This is a genomic window from Kitasatospora sp. NPDC001261 (assembly GCF_042896795.1).
Lineage (GTDB): Bacteria > Actinomycetota > Actinomycetes > Streptomycetales > Streptomycetaceae > Kitasatospora.
On the sequence record NZ_JBIAXP010000036.1, the window covers coordinates 70702 to 87655 of the forward strand.

20 protein-coding genes and 1 pseudogene are annotated in these 16954 nt (G+C 74.2%); 9 read left to right on the forward strand and 12 right to left on the reverse strand.

Going from position 1 to position 16954, the window contains the following annotated elements; all coding sequences use genetic code 11:
- Window positions 1-124 precede the first annotated feature (124 nt).
- Entirely contained in the window at window positions 125-568 is a 444-nt protein-coding gene (locus ACFY4B_RS36790; RefSeq protein WP_387975320.1) for a DoxX family protein, read from the reverse strand.
- Between the two features lie 106 nt (window positions 569-674).
- On the opposite strand from ACFY4B_RS36790, the gene ACFY4B_RS36795 reads away from it, so the two are divergent.
- Window positions 675-860: a hypothetical protein gene (locus ACFY4B_RS36795; RefSeq protein ID WP_387975323.1), complete on the forward strand. Its 186-nt coding sequence runs from the start codon at window positions 675-677 to the stop codon at window positions 858-860.
- A gap of 196 nt (window positions 861-1056) precedes the next feature.
- Here ACFY4B_RS36795 and ACFY4B_RS36800 read toward each other — a convergent pair whose 3' ends face one another.
- Window positions 1057-1854, reverse strand: a complete 798-nt coding sequence (locus ACFY4B_RS36800) for a LuxR C-terminal-related transcriptional regulator (RefSeq protein WP_387975326.1) — start codon at window positions 1852-1854, stop codon at window positions 1057-1059.
- 173 nt (window positions 1855-2027) lie between these two features.
- Between ACFY4B_RS36800 and ACFY4B_RS36805 the strand changes: the two genes are divergently transcribed.
- A complete protein-coding gene (locus ACFY4B_RS36805) occupies window positions 2028-2375 on the forward strand; it encodes a hypothetical protein (protein ID WP_387975329.1) in 348 nt (115 codons plus the stop codon).
- Window positions 2376-2394: 19 nt separating this feature from the next.
- Here ACFY4B_RS36805 and ACFY4B_RS36810 read toward each other — a convergent pair whose 3' ends face one another.
- Window positions 2395-2679: a hypothetical protein gene (locus ACFY4B_RS36810; protein ID WP_387975332.1), complete on the reverse strand. Its 285-nt coding sequence runs from the start codon at window positions 2677-2679 to the stop codon at window positions 2395-2397.
- Between the two features lie 108 nt (window positions 2680-2787).
- On the opposite strand from ACFY4B_RS36810, the gene ACFY4B_RS36815 reads away from it, so the two are divergent.
- Together ACFY4B_RS36815 and ACFY4B_RS36820 are read left to right on the forward strand one after the other, a co-directional pair.
- Window positions 2788-3441: a helix-turn-helix transcriptional regulator gene (locus ACFY4B_RS36815; RefSeq protein ID WP_387975335.1), complete on the forward strand. Its 654-nt coding sequence runs from the start codon at window positions 2788-2790 to the stop codon at window positions 3439-3441.
- 32 nt (window positions 3442-3473) lie between these two features.
- A complete protein-coding gene (locus ACFY4B_RS36820) occupies window positions 3474-3944 on the forward strand; it encodes a DUF3291 domain-containing protein (protein WP_049660689.1) in 471 nt (156 codons plus the stop codon).
- Between the two features lie 324 nt (window positions 3945-4268).
- On the opposite strand, the gene ACFY4B_RS36825 is transcribed toward ACFY4B_RS36820, so the two are convergent.
- The gene (locus tag ACFY4B_RS36825) at window positions 4269-5501 is read right to left on the reverse strand and encodes an alpha/beta hydrolase family protein (protein WP_387975338.1); all 1233 of its coding nucleotides are present in this window, start codon (window positions 5499-5501) and stop codon (window positions 4269-4271) included.
- 263 nt (window positions 5502-5764) lie between these two features.
- Between ACFY4B_RS36825 and ACFY4B_RS36830 the strand changes: the two genes are divergently transcribed.
- Together ACFY4B_RS36830 and ACFY4B_RS36835 are read left to right on the forward strand one after the other, a co-directional pair.
- Window positions 5765-6967 carry a sensor histidine kinase gene (locus ACFY4B_RS36830; RefSeq protein WP_387975341.1) on the forward strand — a complete coding sequence of 401 codons (1203 nt, stop codon included), beginning with the start codon at window positions 5765-5767 and terminating at the stop codon, window positions 6965-6967.
- Window positions 6964-7632 (forward strand): response regulator, encoded by a 669-nt coding sequence (locus ACFY4B_RS36835; protein ID WP_387975344.1) that lies wholly within the window; start codon window positions 6964-6966, stop codon window positions 7630-7632. Before ACFY4B_RS36830 ends, ACFY4B_RS36835 begins: the two co-directional genes overlap by 4 nt.
- 232 nt (window positions 7633-7864) lie before the next feature.
- Here ACFY4B_RS36835 and ACFY4B_RS36840 read toward each other — a convergent pair whose 3' ends face one another.
- Complete coding sequence (locus ACFY4B_RS36840; RefSeq protein WP_387975347.1) at window positions 7865-8617, reverse strand: hypothetical protein; 753 nt, start codon at window positions 8615-8617, stop codon at window positions 7865-7867.
- Between the two features lie 434 nt (window positions 8618-9051).
- On the opposite strand from ACFY4B_RS36840, the gene ACFY4B_RS36845 reads away from it, so the two are divergent.
- From ACFY4B_RS36845 to ACFY4B_RS36855, 3 genes are all read left to right on the forward strand, one after another.
- Window positions 9052-9255, forward strand: a complete 204-nt coding sequence (locus tag ACFY4B_RS36845) for a hypothetical protein (RefSeq protein ID WP_375876120.1) — start codon at window positions 9052-9054, stop codon at window positions 9253-9255.
- 52 nt (window positions 9256-9307) lie between these two features.
- On the forward strand, window positions 9308-9595 hold the full coding sequence (locus tag ACFY4B_RS36850; RefSeq protein WP_387975350.1) for a hypothetical protein: 288 nt from the start codon (window positions 9308-9310) through the stop codon (window positions 9593-9595).
- Between the two features lie 534 nt (window positions 9596-10129).
- Entirely contained in the window at window positions 10130-11257 is a 1128-nt protein-coding gene (locus tag ACFY4B_RS36855; protein ID WP_387975353.1) for a glycosyltransferase, read from the forward strand.
- A 191-nt stretch (window positions 11258-11448) separates the two neighbouring features.
- Here ACFY4B_RS36855 and ACFY4B_RS36860 read toward each other — a convergent pair.
- The 7 genes and pseudogenes from ACFY4B_RS36860 to ACFY4B_RS36890 form a co-directional block, all read right to left on the reverse strand.
- Window positions 11449-11722, reverse strand: a pseudogene (locus tag ACFY4B_RS36860) (hypothetical protein); the annotation flags it as partial.
- A gap of 416 nt (window positions 11723-12138) precedes the next feature.
- Entirely contained in the window at window positions 12139-13200 is a 1062-nt protein-coding gene (locus tag ACFY4B_RS36865; RefSeq protein ID WP_387975355.1) for a DUF2776 family protein, read from the reverse strand.
- A gap of 394 nt (window positions 13201-13594) precedes the next feature.
- Entirely contained in the window at window positions 13595-14137 is a 543-nt protein-coding gene (locus ACFY4B_RS36870) for a hypothetical protein (protein WP_387975357.1), read from the reverse strand.
- A gap of 11 nt (window positions 14138-14148) precedes the next feature.
- The gene (locus ACFY4B_RS36875; RefSeq protein ID WP_387975360.1) at window positions 14149-14412 is read right to left on the reverse strand and encodes a hypothetical protein; all 264 of its coding nucleotides are present in this window, start codon (window positions 14410-14412) and stop codon (window positions 14149-14151) included.
- 526 nt (window positions 14413-14938) lie between these two features.
- Window positions 14939-15493 (reverse strand): hypothetical protein, encoded by a 555-nt coding sequence (locus tag ACFY4B_RS36880; RefSeq protein ID WP_387975363.1) that lies wholly within the window; start codon window positions 15491-15493, stop codon window positions 14939-14941.
- A 252-nt stretch (window positions 15494-15745) separates the two neighbouring features.
- Window positions 15746-15877 (reverse strand): hypothetical protein, encoded by a 132-nt coding sequence (locus ACFY4B_RS36885; RefSeq protein WP_274538713.1) that lies wholly within the window; start codon window positions 15875-15877, stop codon window positions 15746-15748.
- Window positions 15878-15884: 7 nt separating this feature from the next.
- Entirely contained in the window at window positions 15885-16949 is a 1065-nt protein-coding gene (locus ACFY4B_RS36890; RefSeq protein WP_387975366.1) for a substrate-binding domain-containing protein, read from the reverse strand.
- Window positions 16950-16954 lie beyond the last annotated feature (5 nt).

Genomic DNA, 16954 nt, shown 5'->3' on the forward strand with positions numbered 1-16954 from the left:
CGATGCGGTGCTCACCGTGCTGCTCATCGGCCCTCGCTGTTGCCGCCGCCACGCTCGCGCGGCGCCGCTCCGGCGCCCGTGCCGCGGCACAGGCCTCTGCTGACGGACCCTTTCAAGCACCAGGTCAGCGCGAGCGGCTGAGCAGCTCGGCCGTCTCGACGCGTCGGTTCCAGGCGATGACGGCCAGCGGCACCATGAAGATGAACGGGGTCCCCGCGTTCTCGCCGTGCATCGCGGTGAGCTGGGTGACGAACGCGAACGCCAGGAAGACGATCAGTGCCGTCGCGGCCGGCCCGGCCAGCCGACGGACCAGCAGGCCGACCGCTCCGGCCAGTTCCACCAGTCCGGTCAGGTACATGAACCAGTGCCCTGCCCCGATGGCGTCGAAAACGGTCGTGGCGGCGGGGAGCGCGAGCAGCTTGGGCAGCGCGCTGGCCAGGACGAAGAAGAGCGCGAGCAGGATTCGCAGCGTCCAGACCACCCGGACCACGGCCGTGCTGGACTTCGTGGAGGTGGCGGTGGCGGTGGCGGTGGCGGTGGCGGTGGTCGTGGTGGCGGTGCTGGACATTTCAGGTCTCCCTGGTCGGCTGTCGTTGCTTTCTCAGGTTTGACCGCCGCTACCGCCTGAACTCATCGCTCTCGGGAGGAAAAGTCTTCCGGCAGCCCCACCTCCAGTGCCGGCGGCTCGCCGCCGACCCGCGCCACCACGCCACCGCGTCTTCGGCTCCTACGTCGAGAACGGCGCCGACGCCTGGCGGATCTACCGGACCTGGGGCCCGGGCGCCGAGGCCGACCGCCAAGTGCACCACGGCCGGGACGACGCGGTGCTCACCGTGCTGCTGATCGGGCCGCACCGCTGACGGCCGCTTCCGCCGCTGGGCCCACGTGTGTAGAGGGCGGGCAGCGGGTCGTCCGCGTTCGGGGTGTGGAAGGCGTCGTGGACGGCCCGTTCGACGTGGTGCAGCAGCGCCTCCCCCCCCGGTGGCGGGCGCCCGCCACCGGGGGCGCTGCTTGTCCGCTGGAGGAGCTGAGAACCCTCATCCCCAGGTCGCGGGGTCAGTACGGAAGAAGCCCGCCGATCCGGGCGCGGTTGAGGGTGGAGACGCGGTCGCGGGTGCCGAGCTTCCGGTAGATCCGCTCGATGTGCTTGTTGGCGGTGCGGGTGGTGATGCCGAGGCGTCGGCCGATCGCGGCGGCGGTGAGCGCGTCCGCGAGGAGAAGGAGGACGGCCGCCTCACGCGGTGTGAGCCCCGCGTCGGCGGACGGGGCCTGTTCCTTGGTCACCTCGCCGCTGGAAGACGGGGCCTGCCGCATGGCATGCCACTGGGACAGCAGTTCCCACTGCCGGTCGACAGCGTGGAGCAGCGGCTGGATCCGGGTTCCGTAGGCGCAGTCCGAGGCGGTGAACGCACCGTCCGGGCGGAGCAGCACGTACCCGCGCACGGGGGAGTGGGTGCCCGGCAGGGGAATGCCGAAGGCGAAGCGGCGGCCGGGGGCGAACCTGCGGACATCCCGTAGATCCAGTGCTCGGCCGATCTCCTGTGCGGTGAGCGGGACGGTGCCGGGCGTCGTCGCGTAGTAGTCGGAGAAGGGGCGTCCGGTCCTGATCTGACGGCACGCCCTCTCATCGGTGAGCGCGGTGGCCGCGCCGCCGCCGGTGGCGATGGTCATGGGCCCCGCGTCCATGCGCCAGTCCCCCTCTTTGAACACGACGACCTCGGCATCGCACGCGCGCAGCAGTTCGGCCAGGACGAGCCCGTGGAGCGCGGAAGGGTCCCGCTCGTGCAAGACCGTCACGGCCAGGTCGTGCATCCGCCGGTAGAGGCGCGCGGTATGCCGGGCGTTGTCGGGCACTGTCCCTCCTGGCGTCGGCGTGCACGGCGCAGGCAGGTGGCGGTGTCAATACGCAGAACTGCCACTGGGGGGAGCCTGCCCCGGCCTGGCAGGCTTACACGAGGACGAAAAGTACGTACACAACATTCACTGAATCCGCGTGGAACACCCGTTCTTCAAAGAGGAGTCCGAGAATGAAGTCGAACACCCGTCGTCTGGGCCGATCCACCGCGCTGGCCGCCGCCGTCGGAACCGCCGTCGTCTTCGCCGCCGGGCCGGCCTCCGCCGCCGGCGGGTACTGGAGCGGTCAGTGCGACAACGGCAGGGCGTGCATCGCCCTCGCCAAGGGCGGGGCGACCCCGGTCTGGAACCTGGACGGCTGCGGCGTACACCCGATCCACGACTACTACCGGTTGGGCCAGGCCCACGGCAACACGTTCGTCGTTCACTACGAGAACCTCCGGACGGACACCGTCTTCGCGTGGCAGACCCGGGGGCTGGACCGGGACGTCCTGGTCACGTCCGTGGACGTGCAGTGCTGAGGTAGGGGGCCGGGCGGGGTCAGCGCCAGTGGAGTCCGAGCGCAGCGAGCCGCTCCGACCGCTCACCGGTCGGCTTCGCACGCCTGCTCTCGGCGTTCGACAGGAGCGCCCCGGGCTTCACCTCCGCCGTGCCGCCGCCCTCGGGGACCGGCTCGACGTGGCCGCGGGGCACGGTCGCCGATCCGGTCCGCGCCTTGTGCCGGGCGAGCGCGGCCGGGCCGCAGTCGAAGGCGCCCGGCTTCCCCGCGCCGGCTTCCCCGCCGCCGCCCCCGTCGCCTCGGCTGCCCCCTCCTCCGGGAACCACGGCACCGTCCTCCAGTGCTTCTGGAGCAACGAGTCGAACTCGTGGCCGTCTGACCATCGGCCGGTGGGCTCCTCTATCGCCAATGGCCATTGTTCCTAGAATGGCCGCATGGAGCACATCGAAGCGATCGCCGCCCTGCACGACCCCGTGCGCCGCCGCCTCTACGCGTACGTGGCGGCCCAGGGCCGCGAGGTGGGCCGGAACGAGGCGGCGGAGGCCGTCGGGGTGGCGCGGACACTGGCGGCGCACCACCTGGAGAAGCTGGTCGAGGCCGGGCTGCTGGAGAGCGGCAGCCGCAGGCTCACCGGGCGGTCGGGGCCGGGGGCGGGGCGGCCGGCGAAGGTGTACACGCGGACGCGCGCCGAGCGGGTGGTCTCGCTGCCCGCGCGCGACTACCGGACGGCCGCCGAACTGCTCGCCGAGGCCGCCGAGCGGGCCGGGCTGGACGACGGGCTGCGCGCGGCCGCGCGGCGGCGGGGGGAGGCCGAGCGCGGAGCGGCCGCGCCCTGCGGGGGGCTCGACGAGGCCGTCGCGCTGCTGGCCGCCCGCGGGTACGAACCCCACCTGGAGGAGGGGGCCATTCGCATGCGCAACTGCCCCTTCCACTCCGTCGCCGAGCGCTTCCCGCCCCTCGTCTGCGGCATGAACCTCGCCCTCCTGGAGGGACTTCTCGGCGCGGACGGCGCCCTCCATGCCCGGATGGACGCCCGGCCCGGGGAGTGCTGCGTGGTGGTCGAGCCTTCTAAAAACAATATTGATTGACATAGAAAGAAGGCCCGTGCTGGGATGGCGCCATGACCTCCCACCACCTCGCCCAGTTCAACGTCGCTACGCTCCGCCACCCCGTCGACGACCCGCGCATCGCGCCGTTCGTCGATCTGGTCTCCCCGGTCAATGCCGCCGCCGACACCGCCCCCGGTTTCGTCTGGCGGCTCGCCGCGGACGGGAAGGACGACGCGACCGCCCTGCGCCCGGCGGGCGAGGACGTCATCGTCAACATGTCGGTGTGGGAGAGCCGGGAGGCGCTGTGGGAGTTCACCTACCGCAGCGGGCACCTGGAGGCGATGCGGCGGCGGCGTGAGTGGTTCGAGCGGAACGTCGAGGCGCACCTGGTCCTGTGGTGGGTCCCGGCCGGGCACCTGCCGGACGTCGACGAGGCCCTGGAGCGACTGGCCGACCTGCGCGCGAACGGCCCCTCCCCGCGCGCCTTCACCTTCAACTCCCCCCGTACTCCGGACGGAGCCGCACCACACCCGGGCGCGTGATCGGGCCGCTCCTCCGCCACCGCCGAGCGGACCCGGCGTCCGCTGTGCCGGCCAGGACCACCAGCAGCCGCGGGAACGAACGCCAGCGCTGCTCCTCGCCGAGCCCGCGGCGTACGCGGGCTCGGCGGCGGGCCGGTACACCCCAGCCTGGCCGGCGGGCAGCTCCGGGCGGGGACGAGGCCGAGCGGGCCGCAGGCCTCGCCGCGGGCGCGGGCGCGGGCGCCGGCGACGAAGGCGGCGTGGATCCGGCCGACGTCGAGCAGCGTCGAGCAGGTGCTCGCGCCCGGGCCGCCCGGCGCCACAAGGGGTGCCGGGCGGGCCGGTTCAGCGCAGCACCTCCAGCTCCGGCCAGTCGTCGCCGGGCCGATCGAGGAAGCCGGTGGGCCGCCCCGTCAGGTACCGCGCGAAGAAGGCGGCGACGGCGGTGCGCTGGGCGGCCAGGGAGCGCCGGGGGTCGACGGTGCCGATGAGTCCGGCCGCGTCGGGGACCGGGAGGCGGTGGACGAGCTGGGGCAGGAGGACCTGGAGGTCGGTGTACGAGCCGTGGGCGGTGTTCCGCAGCCGCAGGGCATGCCGCAGGCCGGTGGACGCCGCCCAGCACGAGGCCCAGCTCGGCTCGGTGCGCAGGGTCTTCGTACCGGAGGCCATCAGCAGGAAGGGCTTGGCGAGGCCGCTGTCGGCGACGGGTCCGAGGAGGGCACCGTCGAGGTCGGCCGCCGCGCGGACGCGGGGCTCGTCGTGGGCGAGCTGGGCGGCGACGGAGCCGCCGAGGGACTGCCCGAGCACGCCGGTCCTGGCCGGGTCGGCGGCTTCGGCGAGCCCGTCCGGGAGCGGGCCGGTGCCGGTGTCGGGGCGGTCCCCGCGGGCGAGGCGGTCGAGTGCGCCGAGGACGAAGCGGGCGTCGGCGAGGCGGGCCCGGGAGTGCCCGGCGAGGAGGGCGGCGACGACCTCCGGGGTGAGGTCGTCGGGGAGCGGGAGGGCTCGTTCGACACGGCCGCCGGGGAACTCGACCTGTTCGGCCTCGTACGTGGAGTCGAGGGTGACGACGAGGTGGCCGCGGCTCGCCAACTCCTCGACCAGGGTGGTGCCGAGGGCGCGCGAGCCGCCGTCGCCGGGGGAGAACAGCACCACGGGCAGCCGGCCGGCGCGGCGGGCGACGGGCGCCCCGGTACGGGCGTGGGTCCTGAGCCCCCGCCAGTCGGCGGCGCCGGCGGGGACACCGAGGGCCGGTGCGGAGTGCGCGTCCCAGTCGGCCGCCGCGGCCGGGGGCAGCCAGGGGGCCGTCGGGTGCCCGGCGCCGGGTTCCGCCGGGTACCAGAGGCCGGCCATGAGCTCCCGGTAGGGCTTGGCGGGGAGGAGGGGGTCGGGGCGGCTGTCGTCGACCAGGTGCAGCGCGACGGTGCCGACGGGCCAGGGCCCGGTGGGCGCGGGCAGGCACAGCGGGACGGGGGCGGCGGAGCGGCTTCCCGGGGCGGGGGCGGCGGCCACGGTGGCGAGCGCGGCGACGCCGAGCGTGCCGAGCAGGGCGCGGCGGGTCGGGGGCATGGTCGGGGGCATGGCGCGTACTCCTCGGGCGGTGCGGCTGCGGGGTCGTCACCAGGGTTCCGCCGCCGGGGGTGCGGGGCGCCCTGCCGGGGGACGATCCCGCCGGTGGGCACGGGTCGCCCCGGCGCGCGTTCGCTCCTCCGCGCGGAGGAGCCCCCGGTGTCCCGGGGTCTCCCTCGATGTCCGCCGGCGGGCGGACGCCTTCGCGGGTGCGAGGGCCCTACCGTGGGGCTCCGGCGAGGACGCCGGACGACGCGGACGCGAGGACGGACACGATGACCGAGACCGGCGCGGTACGGACGGGCCCGCCGGGAGCCCTCGCCCGGCTGCCGGGGCGGGTGCCGCCCCTGGTGGCGGACGCCGCGCTCGCGGCGGCCCTGTTCCTGGTGACACTCGGGCCGGGGCGGGTGGCGAACGGTACGGGCTTCGCGCTGCAGACCGCCCTGGTGCTGCCGTTGGTGTGGCGGCGGCGGGCACCCCGGGCCGCGTTCGGGGCGATCGCCGCCGCGGCGCTCGCGCAGTGGCTGCTGGGCGTTCAGCTGCCCGCCGACGCGGCGTTGCTGGTCGCCCTCGGGACGGTGACCGCGCGGGCGCCGTACCGGTCGGCGTGGGCGGCCGCTCTGGTGGCGGTGGCCGGGGCGGTGCTGGCGGCGGCGCGCTGGGCGCCCGAGGGCCGGTTCCCCGCCTCGGCCGCCGCGATGACGGCGGCGGTCGCCGCGAGCGCGCTGCTCGGGGCGAACGCCCGGATCCGGCGGGCCGCGCGGGCGGAGCGGCTGGCGCGGCTGGAACTGGACCGCGACGAGCGGGAGCGCCGGGCGGTGGAGGAGGAACGCGCCCGGATCGCACGGGAGTTGCACGACAGCGTGACGCACGGCCTGTCAGTGGTGGTGGCGCTGGCGGACGCGCTCGGGCACGCGAGGCCGGCCGACGCCTCCGCCGTGACGGCCCGGATCGCGGAGACCGGGCGGCAGGCGCTGACCGACATGCGGCGGGCCCTGGGCCTGCTCCAGGACGCCGGTCCCGACGCCGGTCCCGACGCCGGTCCCCACACGGGGCCCGGGGACGACCGGCGGTCGCCGCCGGGGATCGGGCAGCTCAGGGCGTTGTGCGAGCAGATGGAGGCGGCGGGCCTCGTGACCCGGCTGCGGGTGGACGGCGAGGCCGCCCGGGTGCCGGCCGCGGCGCAGCTGACGGTGCACCGGCTCGTCCAGGAGTCGCTGACCAACGCGCTGCGCCACGCGCCGCAGGGGTCGCGCGCCGAGGTGCGGGTGTCCTGCGCGCCGGGGGCGGTCACGGTCGAGGTGACCGACGACGGGCGGGCCGCAGGGACCGGGCGGCCGGGATCCGCCGGGTCCGGGCGGGGTCTCACGGGGATGCGGGAGCGCGCCGCGGCCTTCGGCGGGGTGCTGGAGGCGGGCCCGCGGCCGGGCGGCGGCTGGCGGGTCTTCGTACGGCTGGATCCCGGGGGCGCGCCGTGAGCGTCCGGGTGCTGCTGGTGGACGACGAGGAGCTGCTGAGGCTGGCGTTCGGCATGATCCTGCGCGCCGAGCCGGACATGGAGCCGGTCGGGGAGGCGGCCGACGGGGCGGCGGCGGTGGAGCTGGCGCGGCGGCTGCGGCCGGACGTGGTGCTGATGGACGTGCGGATGCCGGGCACCGACGGCATCGGGGCGACCCGGCGGCTGCTGCGCGAGGTGCCCGGGACGCGGGTGCTGGTGCTCACGACCTTCGACCTGGAGGCGTACGCCGTCGAGGCGCTGCGCGCCGGGGCCTCCGGCTTCCTGCTGAAGAACAGCCGGCCGGAGGAACTGCTGGGGGCGATCCGCGACGTGGCCCGGGGGGACGCCGTGGTCTCCCCTCGGGTGACCCGGCTGCTGCTGGACCGCTTCGCCCACCGGCTCCCCGCCGCCGGAGACGGCGGCGGGGGAGACGCGGAGCGGCTGCGCGTGCTGACCGCGCGCGAGCGGGAGGTCCTGCTGGGGGCCGCCCGCGGCCTGACCAACACGGAACTCGCCGCCGCCCTCGGTCTCGCGGAGCCCACGGTGAAGAAGCATCTCGGCCGGGTCATGGCCAAGCTGGGCCTGCGGGACCGGGTGCAGGCGGTGATCTTCGCGTACGAGTGCGGGCTGGTCGGGCCGAGGTAGGCGCGTCCGGCCGCCGGGCGGGGGCCGTCCCCTCCGCCGCCGCCGGTCCGCCCGCCGGGTCCCCGCGCGCCGCCGCTCGGCCCGACGGGAGCCGCTGGCGCGCCCGTGGCGAAGCAGCCCGTCCGGGCGCACGGTGTCTTCCCTGCCTTCGGCGAAGTGGTGGGTGGTCAGCGGGAGCACGGCTTGCCGACCCCTTGGATCCCGCCGACCTCTCGGGTCCTGTCGGACCCGGCTACGGCCGGTACCGGTCGGCGAGGTCGCCGTAGCCGCCCGCTGTCCAGACCGTCTTGCGGAACTCCGCGAGGCCGAGCGGCCCTGTTCCCTGGCCGGCGGTGGGCGGGAAGTGCGTGGTGCCGCAACGGGCGCAGTACCAGGCCTGGTTCCAGAGCCGTTCGGCCCGGGGCCGGCCTGCCAGGTGCCGCCGCCTGGCGAGGAACAGCGCGGTCGCGCCCGCCAGCAGGGCGATCGCGACGGCCAGGATCAGACACGACCCCCAGAGCGGGACCAGCGCGTCGTTCGCGTCGGCGAGCGCGGCCGCCGTGTGCGTGGCGGGGGAAGCCGGAGCGGCCTTCGGATGGTCGCCCGGGAGGAGGTCGGTGGGGAAGTCGTTCGGGAACCCCGGGTGCGCTGTCACCCAGTCCGGCGGCGAGAGGTCGGGCATCCGGGCGACGGGCGCGGCGCGGGCCATGGTCCCCTGGACGAAGGTGAAGACCGCCCCGACCAGCGTCACGAAGCCCAGGGATGCCAGCGTCTGGACCGCCGTGCCGACCGCGGGCGGCGCGGGCGCCAGGGCCCGGCCGAGGGCGGAGACCTCCTCGCGGGTCTCAACGCGGCCGTCGCGGCCGGAGGAGCGCACGGTGACGTTCCGCCGCTCGCCCAGGTGGACGGCCGGCACACTGCGGACCTGGTCGGTCAGCGCGCAGCTCGGGCAGGGCGTCAGGGCACCGGGCGGCGGTGGCGCAAAGACGGCGTCGTTGATCGGCATGTACGGAAATCCCCCCAGGAGCAACGATGGTCGGGCGACCGTTCGTATCCGGGTGGACGCAGCCGCACGGCCTCCGGTTGCCACTGCCCCGACCGCCCCCGTGCCCGCCGCTGCGCACCACCTGCTCCGGAAGGCGGCCACGCCGCCCGACCGCCGCCCTTCCTTCAACACGATGGGCACGGGCGGGCAGAGACGCCTTGGAGAGTCTCCGGCGGGCGACGGGCCATCGTCGCCTACCGCGGCCGCGTCCACCCGGCCGTCGACCGGGACTCCGCCGACGCGATCGACGAGGCCGTCGCCGACCCCGGTCGGGCGCGTAGTAGGCCACCCGTACGACCCGGACGGTCTCGCCGGCGGTGTCGTCCGACAGGCGGTCATGACCGTTTGACGGGCGATATTGACCGGTGCAGTCGAACTGTCGGTACGGTCAGCTCATGGAAGAGCTGCCCGAGGGCGTGGACCGCGACATCCTGGACCGCCGGATAGGCCGTGCGATCAGGGCGATCCGGGACGCGTCCGGCTGCACGCTCCATGAAGCACTCGACGTATTCACACAGCGGTACGAGGAGCTCCGCCGTGATCGGCCTGGTGACTTCCAGCTGAGCCGCGAGGAGTACAGCCGGGACGTCTACACCTGATCCGATCGAACTCGCCGGGCAGTCGGTCAAGGTCGCCTGTCAGCGGACACGGGTGACCGAGCAGACCGGCCAGGAGGCCACCCGCGGGAGCCGGCACGTCGTCGACGCGGTGACGGCACCGCCGGCGTGCGAGCGGCTCGCTGATGAGGCGCTCGCCCTGCCGGCCGTCGAGGAAGAGGCCGCGGCCGAAGGCCGGCTCGGTGCCGCCCGGCGGATGCGTACCGGCCCGCACGACGCCGTCGGCCTGCTGATGGAGACCGTCCAGGTGCCACCGTCCACGGGAGCACCGCCCTTGGCATCGACGGTGCGGTCAGCCGCGGCGCCGACGGCGCATCCGTGACCCTGCTGCCCGGCCTGCGCTCACAGCAGGAGCTGCTCCTGGACGCCTGGGAGCCCGCGCGGGACGCGGTCGATCGCCTCGCCCTTCAACCCACCGAGCGCTGCACCACGGGCCCACCCGGCCGCAGTCCAGCCAGGCCGTGACAGTGTCCGCGCGGGCCACGGACCATGCACTCACTTCTGTCCGTCCGGTCCTGTACGTCGGCCCGGCCGCTCATGAGAGTGGGCCCGAGACGCATCAACTCACGGGAGGATGCCTTGCGCGCCCAGCGGACCGCTCAGCTGCTCCGTTCCGGGCGTTTTGAAAGATCCTGTCGACTGATCATGCGTTGAGCAGGGGACTTGCAGGATCTGGGACTTGAGATCCTGGTTGTCTGGCCTGTGGTTCTGCTGCCGTGATTGATCGTTCATGGGCTGTGGCCTGAGGGTTTGCAGAATCTGGGACCGATGTTCGGGTCGGTCGGGAGAACCTGTGGGTGGTCAGGGGAGCAGGGGCTGGCCGTTCTGCCCGCGGACGGCTCGGTAGCCTCGCCCGATGCGCATCCTGTTCACGTTCATCGGTGGCAGTGGCCACTTCCGCCCCCTCATCCCGGTGGCCCGCGCGGCGCAGGCCGCCGGGCACACCGTCGCGGTCGCGGGCAGCGGCGGCAGAACGGCCGAGATCACGGCGGCCGGGTTCACCGCCTTCGCCACCAGCGAGCCGCGGGTGAGTACGGCGGGTTCCGCGGGCGCGGCGGCCGTGCCCGTCGACGTACCCGATCCGGCGGCTGACCTGCGGCAGCTCGCCGAGGGCTTCGCCCGGCGCGGCGGGAGACGGCAGGCTGCTGCGGTGCTGGACATCGCCCGCGATTGGAAGCCCGATGTCCTGGTGCGCGACGAGGTCGACTTCGGCAGCTCGATCGCGGCCGAGGTGCTCGGGATACCCTGTGCGACCGTCATCGTGCTGGCCGCCGGGGGCTTCCTTCGCAAGGCGGTCGTCGCGGGGCCGCTGCACGAGCTGCGCTCCGAGTACGGCCTGCCGGCCGACCCTGGGCTCGCGATGCTGGACCGGGACGTGGTCCTGTCGCCGTCCCCGCACGCCTTCCGGGACCCGCGCTTCCCGTTGCCCGCCCACGCGTTCGCGTTCCGGCCGGGCCCGGCCGTCCCCGCAGCCCCCGTGCGGGACACCCCCACCGTGTACTTCACGCTCGGCACCGTCTACACCAGCACCGAGCTGTTCGCCCGGGTCCTGACCGGGCTCCAGGGACTCGCGGCGAACGTGGTCACGACGGTCGGCTCCCAGGTCGACCCCGCGCTGTTCGGGCCAATGCCGCCGAACGTCCGGATCGAGCGCTTCGTCCCGCAGGATCAACTGCTGCCGCAATGCAGCCTGGTGGTCTCGCACGGCGGCTCCGGGAGCCTGCTCGGCACGCTCGCCCACGGTCTGCCCTCGGTGCTGTTGCCGCTCGGCGCGGACCAGCCGTACAACGCGCGGCGGTGCGTCGAACTCGGTACCGCCCGGGTGCTGGACCCGGTCGCCGTGACCCCGGACGAGGTGCGCGAGACGGTGTCGGCGGTACTGGCCGACGAAGGCTACCGCCATGCCGCCGAGCGGCTTCAGCGCGAGACCAACGCCCTGCCCGGACCGGAGCAGACCGTTCCCCTGCTCGAAGCACTCCGCTGAGCATCCCGCGTCCCCGTATCGGCCCCGCCCGCTGGCTGCACCGTCGAAGTGGGAGCTGGTGGCCGCGCTGGTCCGCGTTCCGGCGGATCCGTGGCGGGAGGACCAGGTGCCGCATGCGAAGTCCTGACCGGCGAAGGGGTGCCGGGGGTGAGGCTCCCCGGTCCCCGCAGTGGACCGGGGTGCCGGGGGCAGCCCGGGATCAGGCCGTCGTCGCCGAGCACTCGCGGACCTCGTCCATGGACGCATCGGGTGCGGGCAGGATCAGCTCCGAGGGCTCCAAGGCGTCGTCCGGCAGCGGCGTTCCCAGGCGGCGTACGGCGTCCAGGAGGGCCCCAGAGTCCTCCGGAAGCCTTCTTCGTCGCCGTCCTCCATCTCTGCGAGCAGTTCGTCGTCGAGCTTGTTCAGCTCGGCGACGTGGGCGTCGGCCAGCTCTGCTTGGCCCTCGCCCATGATGCGCACGATCACGCTGATCTCCCGTCTGTGGGTGATGATCCCGGTCGCAGTGGTTGGATCGTTGCTCATCCCCGGACCACCTCGGCGGCGGCCGCGCGTTTCCCCTGGACAGAAGGATCCGTACCGCACTGCCGCACTGCGGTCCCGACCCGCGATCAGACCTGGCGGCCCGGGACGCCCCGGCGGCTGCGCGCGGTCGGCCGGCGCTCTGTGGGGTGGCCGTTCTGGTTCTGTTTCGGAGCGGAGCGGCTCCTGGTGGCCGAGGCCGATCTCGGCGGTGCTCCCGTCGGTGAGTCGCAGGGTCTCCTTGTGTCTGCGCGGCACGTTGAGGTGCCCTTCCCGCTCGCGGTACTGGGTGGCTGCGGCGAGGTTTCGGGCCTCTTTCTCCGCGTGTGTCACCTTCGCGGCCGGCTTCTTCGGGCGGCCGGTCAGTTCCGGTCGGCGACGCCGGCCTCCAGGACGGAGACCACGGCGAACAGCGAGAAGCAGACGGCGCCGAGGCCGACCAGGACCCGGGCCGCGACCGTCACGTCCGGGTCGGCCGACTCGAACAGGAACGCCGACATGAACAGGCACAGCAGTGTGGCGCCGACCGGGACCAGCGGGACGCGGCCGGCCGGCGGCGCGGCACGGCGCCAGCCGAGGGCGAGCAGCAGCACCGCGCTCAGCACCGTCCAGCACAGCAGACCCAGCCCGATCTGCACGTACCCGGTGGCCAGTTGACCGGGCCGGGGGTCCAGGGCGACGACGACCAGGCCCCCGGTGATGTCCATGGCGCCGAGCACGGCTGCCGGGACGAGCCACCAGACCCGCTCCCGCCGGGTGTAGGTGTTCCGGATCTGCCGCAGCAGGGTGATCACCAGCCCGATCAGGGCGGTGCAGATGATCGCCTGGTCGACCACCACGTGCCCGGCCGTGAAGCGCCCGTCCGAGTCCCCGCCGCCCCCGTTGGCCAGCATGACGGTCGCCCACGCCCAGGCGGCGGCGGCCGCAAGGACCGGGACCGCCACCAGCGCCCGGGCCGCGGACCGGCCGAACGGCGCGGGCGAGCGCGGCGGGGAACCCTCCGGCAGGACGGCGTTCTGCCCGATCAGCGTGAAGCGGGTGGCGACCGCGGCCACCGACGAGACGCACACGCAGACCAGGCCGATGCCGAGGACCACGCCGCCGGCCACGAAGTCGGCCACCGGCCGGTGGCTCTCCGCCAGCAGGCCCAGCCCGTAGCCGACGGCGGCCCCGGACACCGCGAAGCCGAACGCCGGGTAGCCGATCCGGTCCAACGCGCCGAAACGGCCGATCAGTTGCCGCACGACGGTCGCCGCGACGGCGAACAGGCAGAGACAGACGGCGGCCAGGAAGACCAGCGTCAGGCCCGCGACCCGGGCGCTCGGCCCGGTGGAGTGCGCGAGGACGTAGCCGCCGAGCGCGGCCGACACCGCGCCCATGAGCAGCGGAATCGCCCGGAGCAGCACGCTCATTCCGTGGTTCACCAGGTCTCCTCGTTCCCTCGCGCTCGCCGGTTCCGAGCGGCAGTCAGTGTTCAGCCCACCGGCTCTCCGGCCGGGACCCCGGCGGCGGGTGTCCACGGATTTCGTCCGATCGGCTCACGGCTGCTCCGTCCCGGCTGTTTTGAAAGATCTTGTTAATTGATCATGTGTTGGCCATTGGACTTGCAGAATCCGGGCCCGCTGTTCAGCCCAGTTGGGAAAACCAAAAGGCGGAGGAAGGGATCGCCCCTCGATGCTGTTGATCTTGATTCAGTAGGGAGGTAACCTGGACCCCTACCGGTTCCGCGTGGCCGCCGTGCCTCCCGGGAGCAAAGGCGAGGAAACTGCCGCTGCATCCTGCGTCGGCGGCTTCGGCGAGCGGTTGCCCTTACGGCGCTCAGTCGTGAATTGACCAGGTGTCCCTCGGTAGCCAGTGGGAGAGGTCGTCGAGAGCCTCGGCCGGGTAGAAGATCGGCCGGGTGAGGAGTCGGTCGCCTTCCCGTTGCACGTTGACCGTCACGCCCAGGGACCGCGAGGCGGGCACGCCGGCGCTCATGTAGGCGAGCTCGGTGTCCGGCGGCCGCTGCTCGGCACGCTCGGTCATCCACCGCTCCACCGCAGAGGGCACCTGCCCGACCAGCGGCACGCCGTCCGCGAGGACCTGGGGCCCGCACAGGGCGTCGACCACGACACCCGTGAGCCGCTGGCCGTCGTAGTACAAGTGGAGGCCGAACTCGCGGTAGGTGGCCTCGACGAGCTCCCAGGCGTTGCCACGGCCCGTGAACCTGCGGTGCCCGGTGTCCGCCGTCATTCCGCTGACCGTGTCCTCGACCTCCGCCGCGCGCATCCCGAAGCGCAGCGGTCCCACGCTCACGTAGGGGTCCAGCGTCCACTGCGGCCGCTCGTCGTCCGGCACCACGTGCCACCATCCCTTGAACATGATCACGGACCCTACGCGCGACCACCGACACCGGGCACAGGCCAGGGGCACAGCTGGTCGCCCGCCCCGGCTCCGCAGGCGTTCTGGAAGGCGGTCAGCGGGGCCTCGGGGAGGCTCTGCTGACCGTGGACCTGCACGCGTTTGCCGCGGCCCGCGGGGGCTGGCCCGTCCTGGTGCCCGCCAGCCGCCTGGTCGGGGGATGGCGCGGGGAGTTCGAGGACGGTGAAGGCGTTGTCGAGCGCGGTCCGGGCGGTGCGGGCGTGGCGGACGAACACCAGGACCTGGCCGCTGTCGAGTTCCTGCAGGCCTGCTGGGCGTGTTCGTCGCCGCCGAGGCCGCGTCGCAGGGCGCGGGCCTCGTCCCGTAGGGCGGGGAGTTCTTCTTCGAGGCGGCGTCGGCGGTGTTCGGCCTGGCGGCAGGCCGGGCTGCAGTGGAGGGCGGGGCGGCCGGTGGCCGCCTTCGGCAGGTCGCGGCCACACCCGGGCCGTGCCCAGGCCGGCCTGCTGGCCGAGTGTTACGTCACACAACAGATTCTGACGAAACATCGGCCGCGGTGGCAACGGCCCCCAACGCGCGCCGGGGGCCCTCGCCCCGCCCCGCCCCCGGCGTTGAACGCCTGGTCGCCCTCCGGCCCGCTGCGCCCCCGCCCCCGGCTCGGCAGCCTGCGGTCGCGGCCGAAGCCTTCGCCGCGGCTGCCGTCCGGGACCGGGACGTTCGTCGACACCTTCCGGGTGGATCACCGCAGCATGGGCTCCCGGCGCTGCCTCGGCACCCAGCGCGCTGCCCAGGGGGAGGGCATGGTCACCACATGCGGTCCCGCCACTCCGCGGTGGGGAGATAGGTCTCGGAGTGGTCGCCGATCCGCTCCGCCCAACGGGAGTCGACCAGCATCGCCCTCGTGAGGAGTACGTCACCGGCCCGTTGGGTGGAGCCGAAGAACCCCAACTCCTCCGAGGCCAGGTCCCCCAGCTGGGTGTGCTGCAGATAGACGTCGTGGGTGTCGGCGTGCGCGGTGAGGTCGGCCACCAGCTCGGACGGCACACGCCCCACCAACGGCAGACCGTTCAGGAAGACCTGGGGACCGCGCCGCGCGTCGAACGCCACGCCCACCAGGCGCCCGGCGTCGAAGTACGCGGTGACGGCCGCCAAGGCCGGCACGCGAGGGAGATTGAACTCGCTGCTCACCACGGACCCGTAGTGCGGTCGGACCCTTCTCCACGGGCTGGGCACGAGCTCGCCGACGAGTGCCTGCTCGGCCTCCTCGGCCGTCATCCCGAACCGCAGCGGGCCTACCCGGCGGAGCGGCTCCGATGTCCACCGGATCCGCTCGTCCGCCGCGACAACATCCCAGCTCACGTGTCCCGCACCCTTCTCGCTGCCGGCCCCGGGAATCCCGGACCGGCTGGCTCTTCCAGCTCGGGGGAGCGTACGGCGGGACAGTGACAGCCCGTACCGGTGAGCACTTCACCGCGCTGGTCAGGATCACTTGGCAATCGGTCAGGACCGCGTGTCAGAGGACATCGGGCTCAGCCCCGCGCTCGACCCGAGGCCCTGACCGGGTACCCGCCGGTGGCCCTGATCGTCACCGGCGCCGGAGCGATGTCCCGGTCAGTCTTCCAGGTCCGACGAGATGTTGAGACTGCCGTCCTCGACGACCCACTCGTGGTGGCCGAGCCTGCGGCCGATCTCCTCGAACCGGCTCAGCCGCGCCGGGCCAATGGGGATGAAGTACACCTTCATCGCCCCCTCAGGCCCCGGAGGACTCGCGCACCGTCAGGTCCGGCAGGAGGTCCAGGTGGTGCACCGGCAGGGCGGGGCCGGTGGCGGCCAGCCGGCGGACCAGGAGGTCCACCGCAGCGGCGCCGACGGCGCGCTTGGGCGGGGCCACGGCGGTCAGCGGCGGGGCGCCGAGGGCGGCGAACACGTCGTCGTAGGCGACCAGGGCGAGGTCCTCGGGGATCCGTACGCCGCGGGTGCGCAGCAGGGGCAGCAGCTGCAGGGCGTCCTGGTCGTTGTGCACGAGGGCGGCGCGGACCCCGTCGGCGACCGCCTCGGCGAGCCGGGCGGCGACGGAGTCGACGCCGGCGGCCGGGGTGCGGACGTCGATGACGGGTTCGGCCGGCAGGTCGAGGGTGCGGCAGGCGTCGGTGTAGCCCAGGCGGACCTGGTAGGCCGTCCAGGTGTCGGTGCGGGCCGCCAGGGCCACCCGGCGGTGGCCGAGGGAGGTGAGGTGGCGCAAGGCGAGCAGGACGCCGTGGCGGTGGTCGGAGCCGACCGCGTCGAGGGCCGCGGCGGGGCTGCCGGGGGCCGGGCGTCGTTCCAGCAGGACGGCGGGGACGGGGAGTTCGGCCGTCCAGGCGTGGTCCTCGGGGCGGTCGGCGGCGGTCCAGTTCGGGGCGAGTAGAAGGCCCTGGGCGCCGGAGGCGAGGAGCTGGTCGACCTGGACGCGGTCGGCGCTGGCCTCGTAGGAGGAGATGCCGAGGACCAGGTGCGCGCCGGCCTCGGCAGCGGCGGTGCGCGCGCCGGCGATGACCTCGTCGAAGTACTGCACCACGGCGGGGACGAGCAGGCCCAGGGTGGGGGCCTCGGCGGGCCGGGGCGGCACGGGGGCGGGGGCGTCCGCGGGGCCGCCGAAGGAGACGGAGCCGTGGGTGCGGCGGAGCAGGCCCGCGTCGGCGAGGCCCGCGACGTCCCGGCGGACGGTGACGGCGGGCAGGCCGAGCCGCTCGGCGAGGTCCACCACCCGGACGGTGCCCAGGCCGCGCACCGTGTCGAGGATGCGGGCGCGGCGATCGTCCGCCGGGATCGGCATGGCAC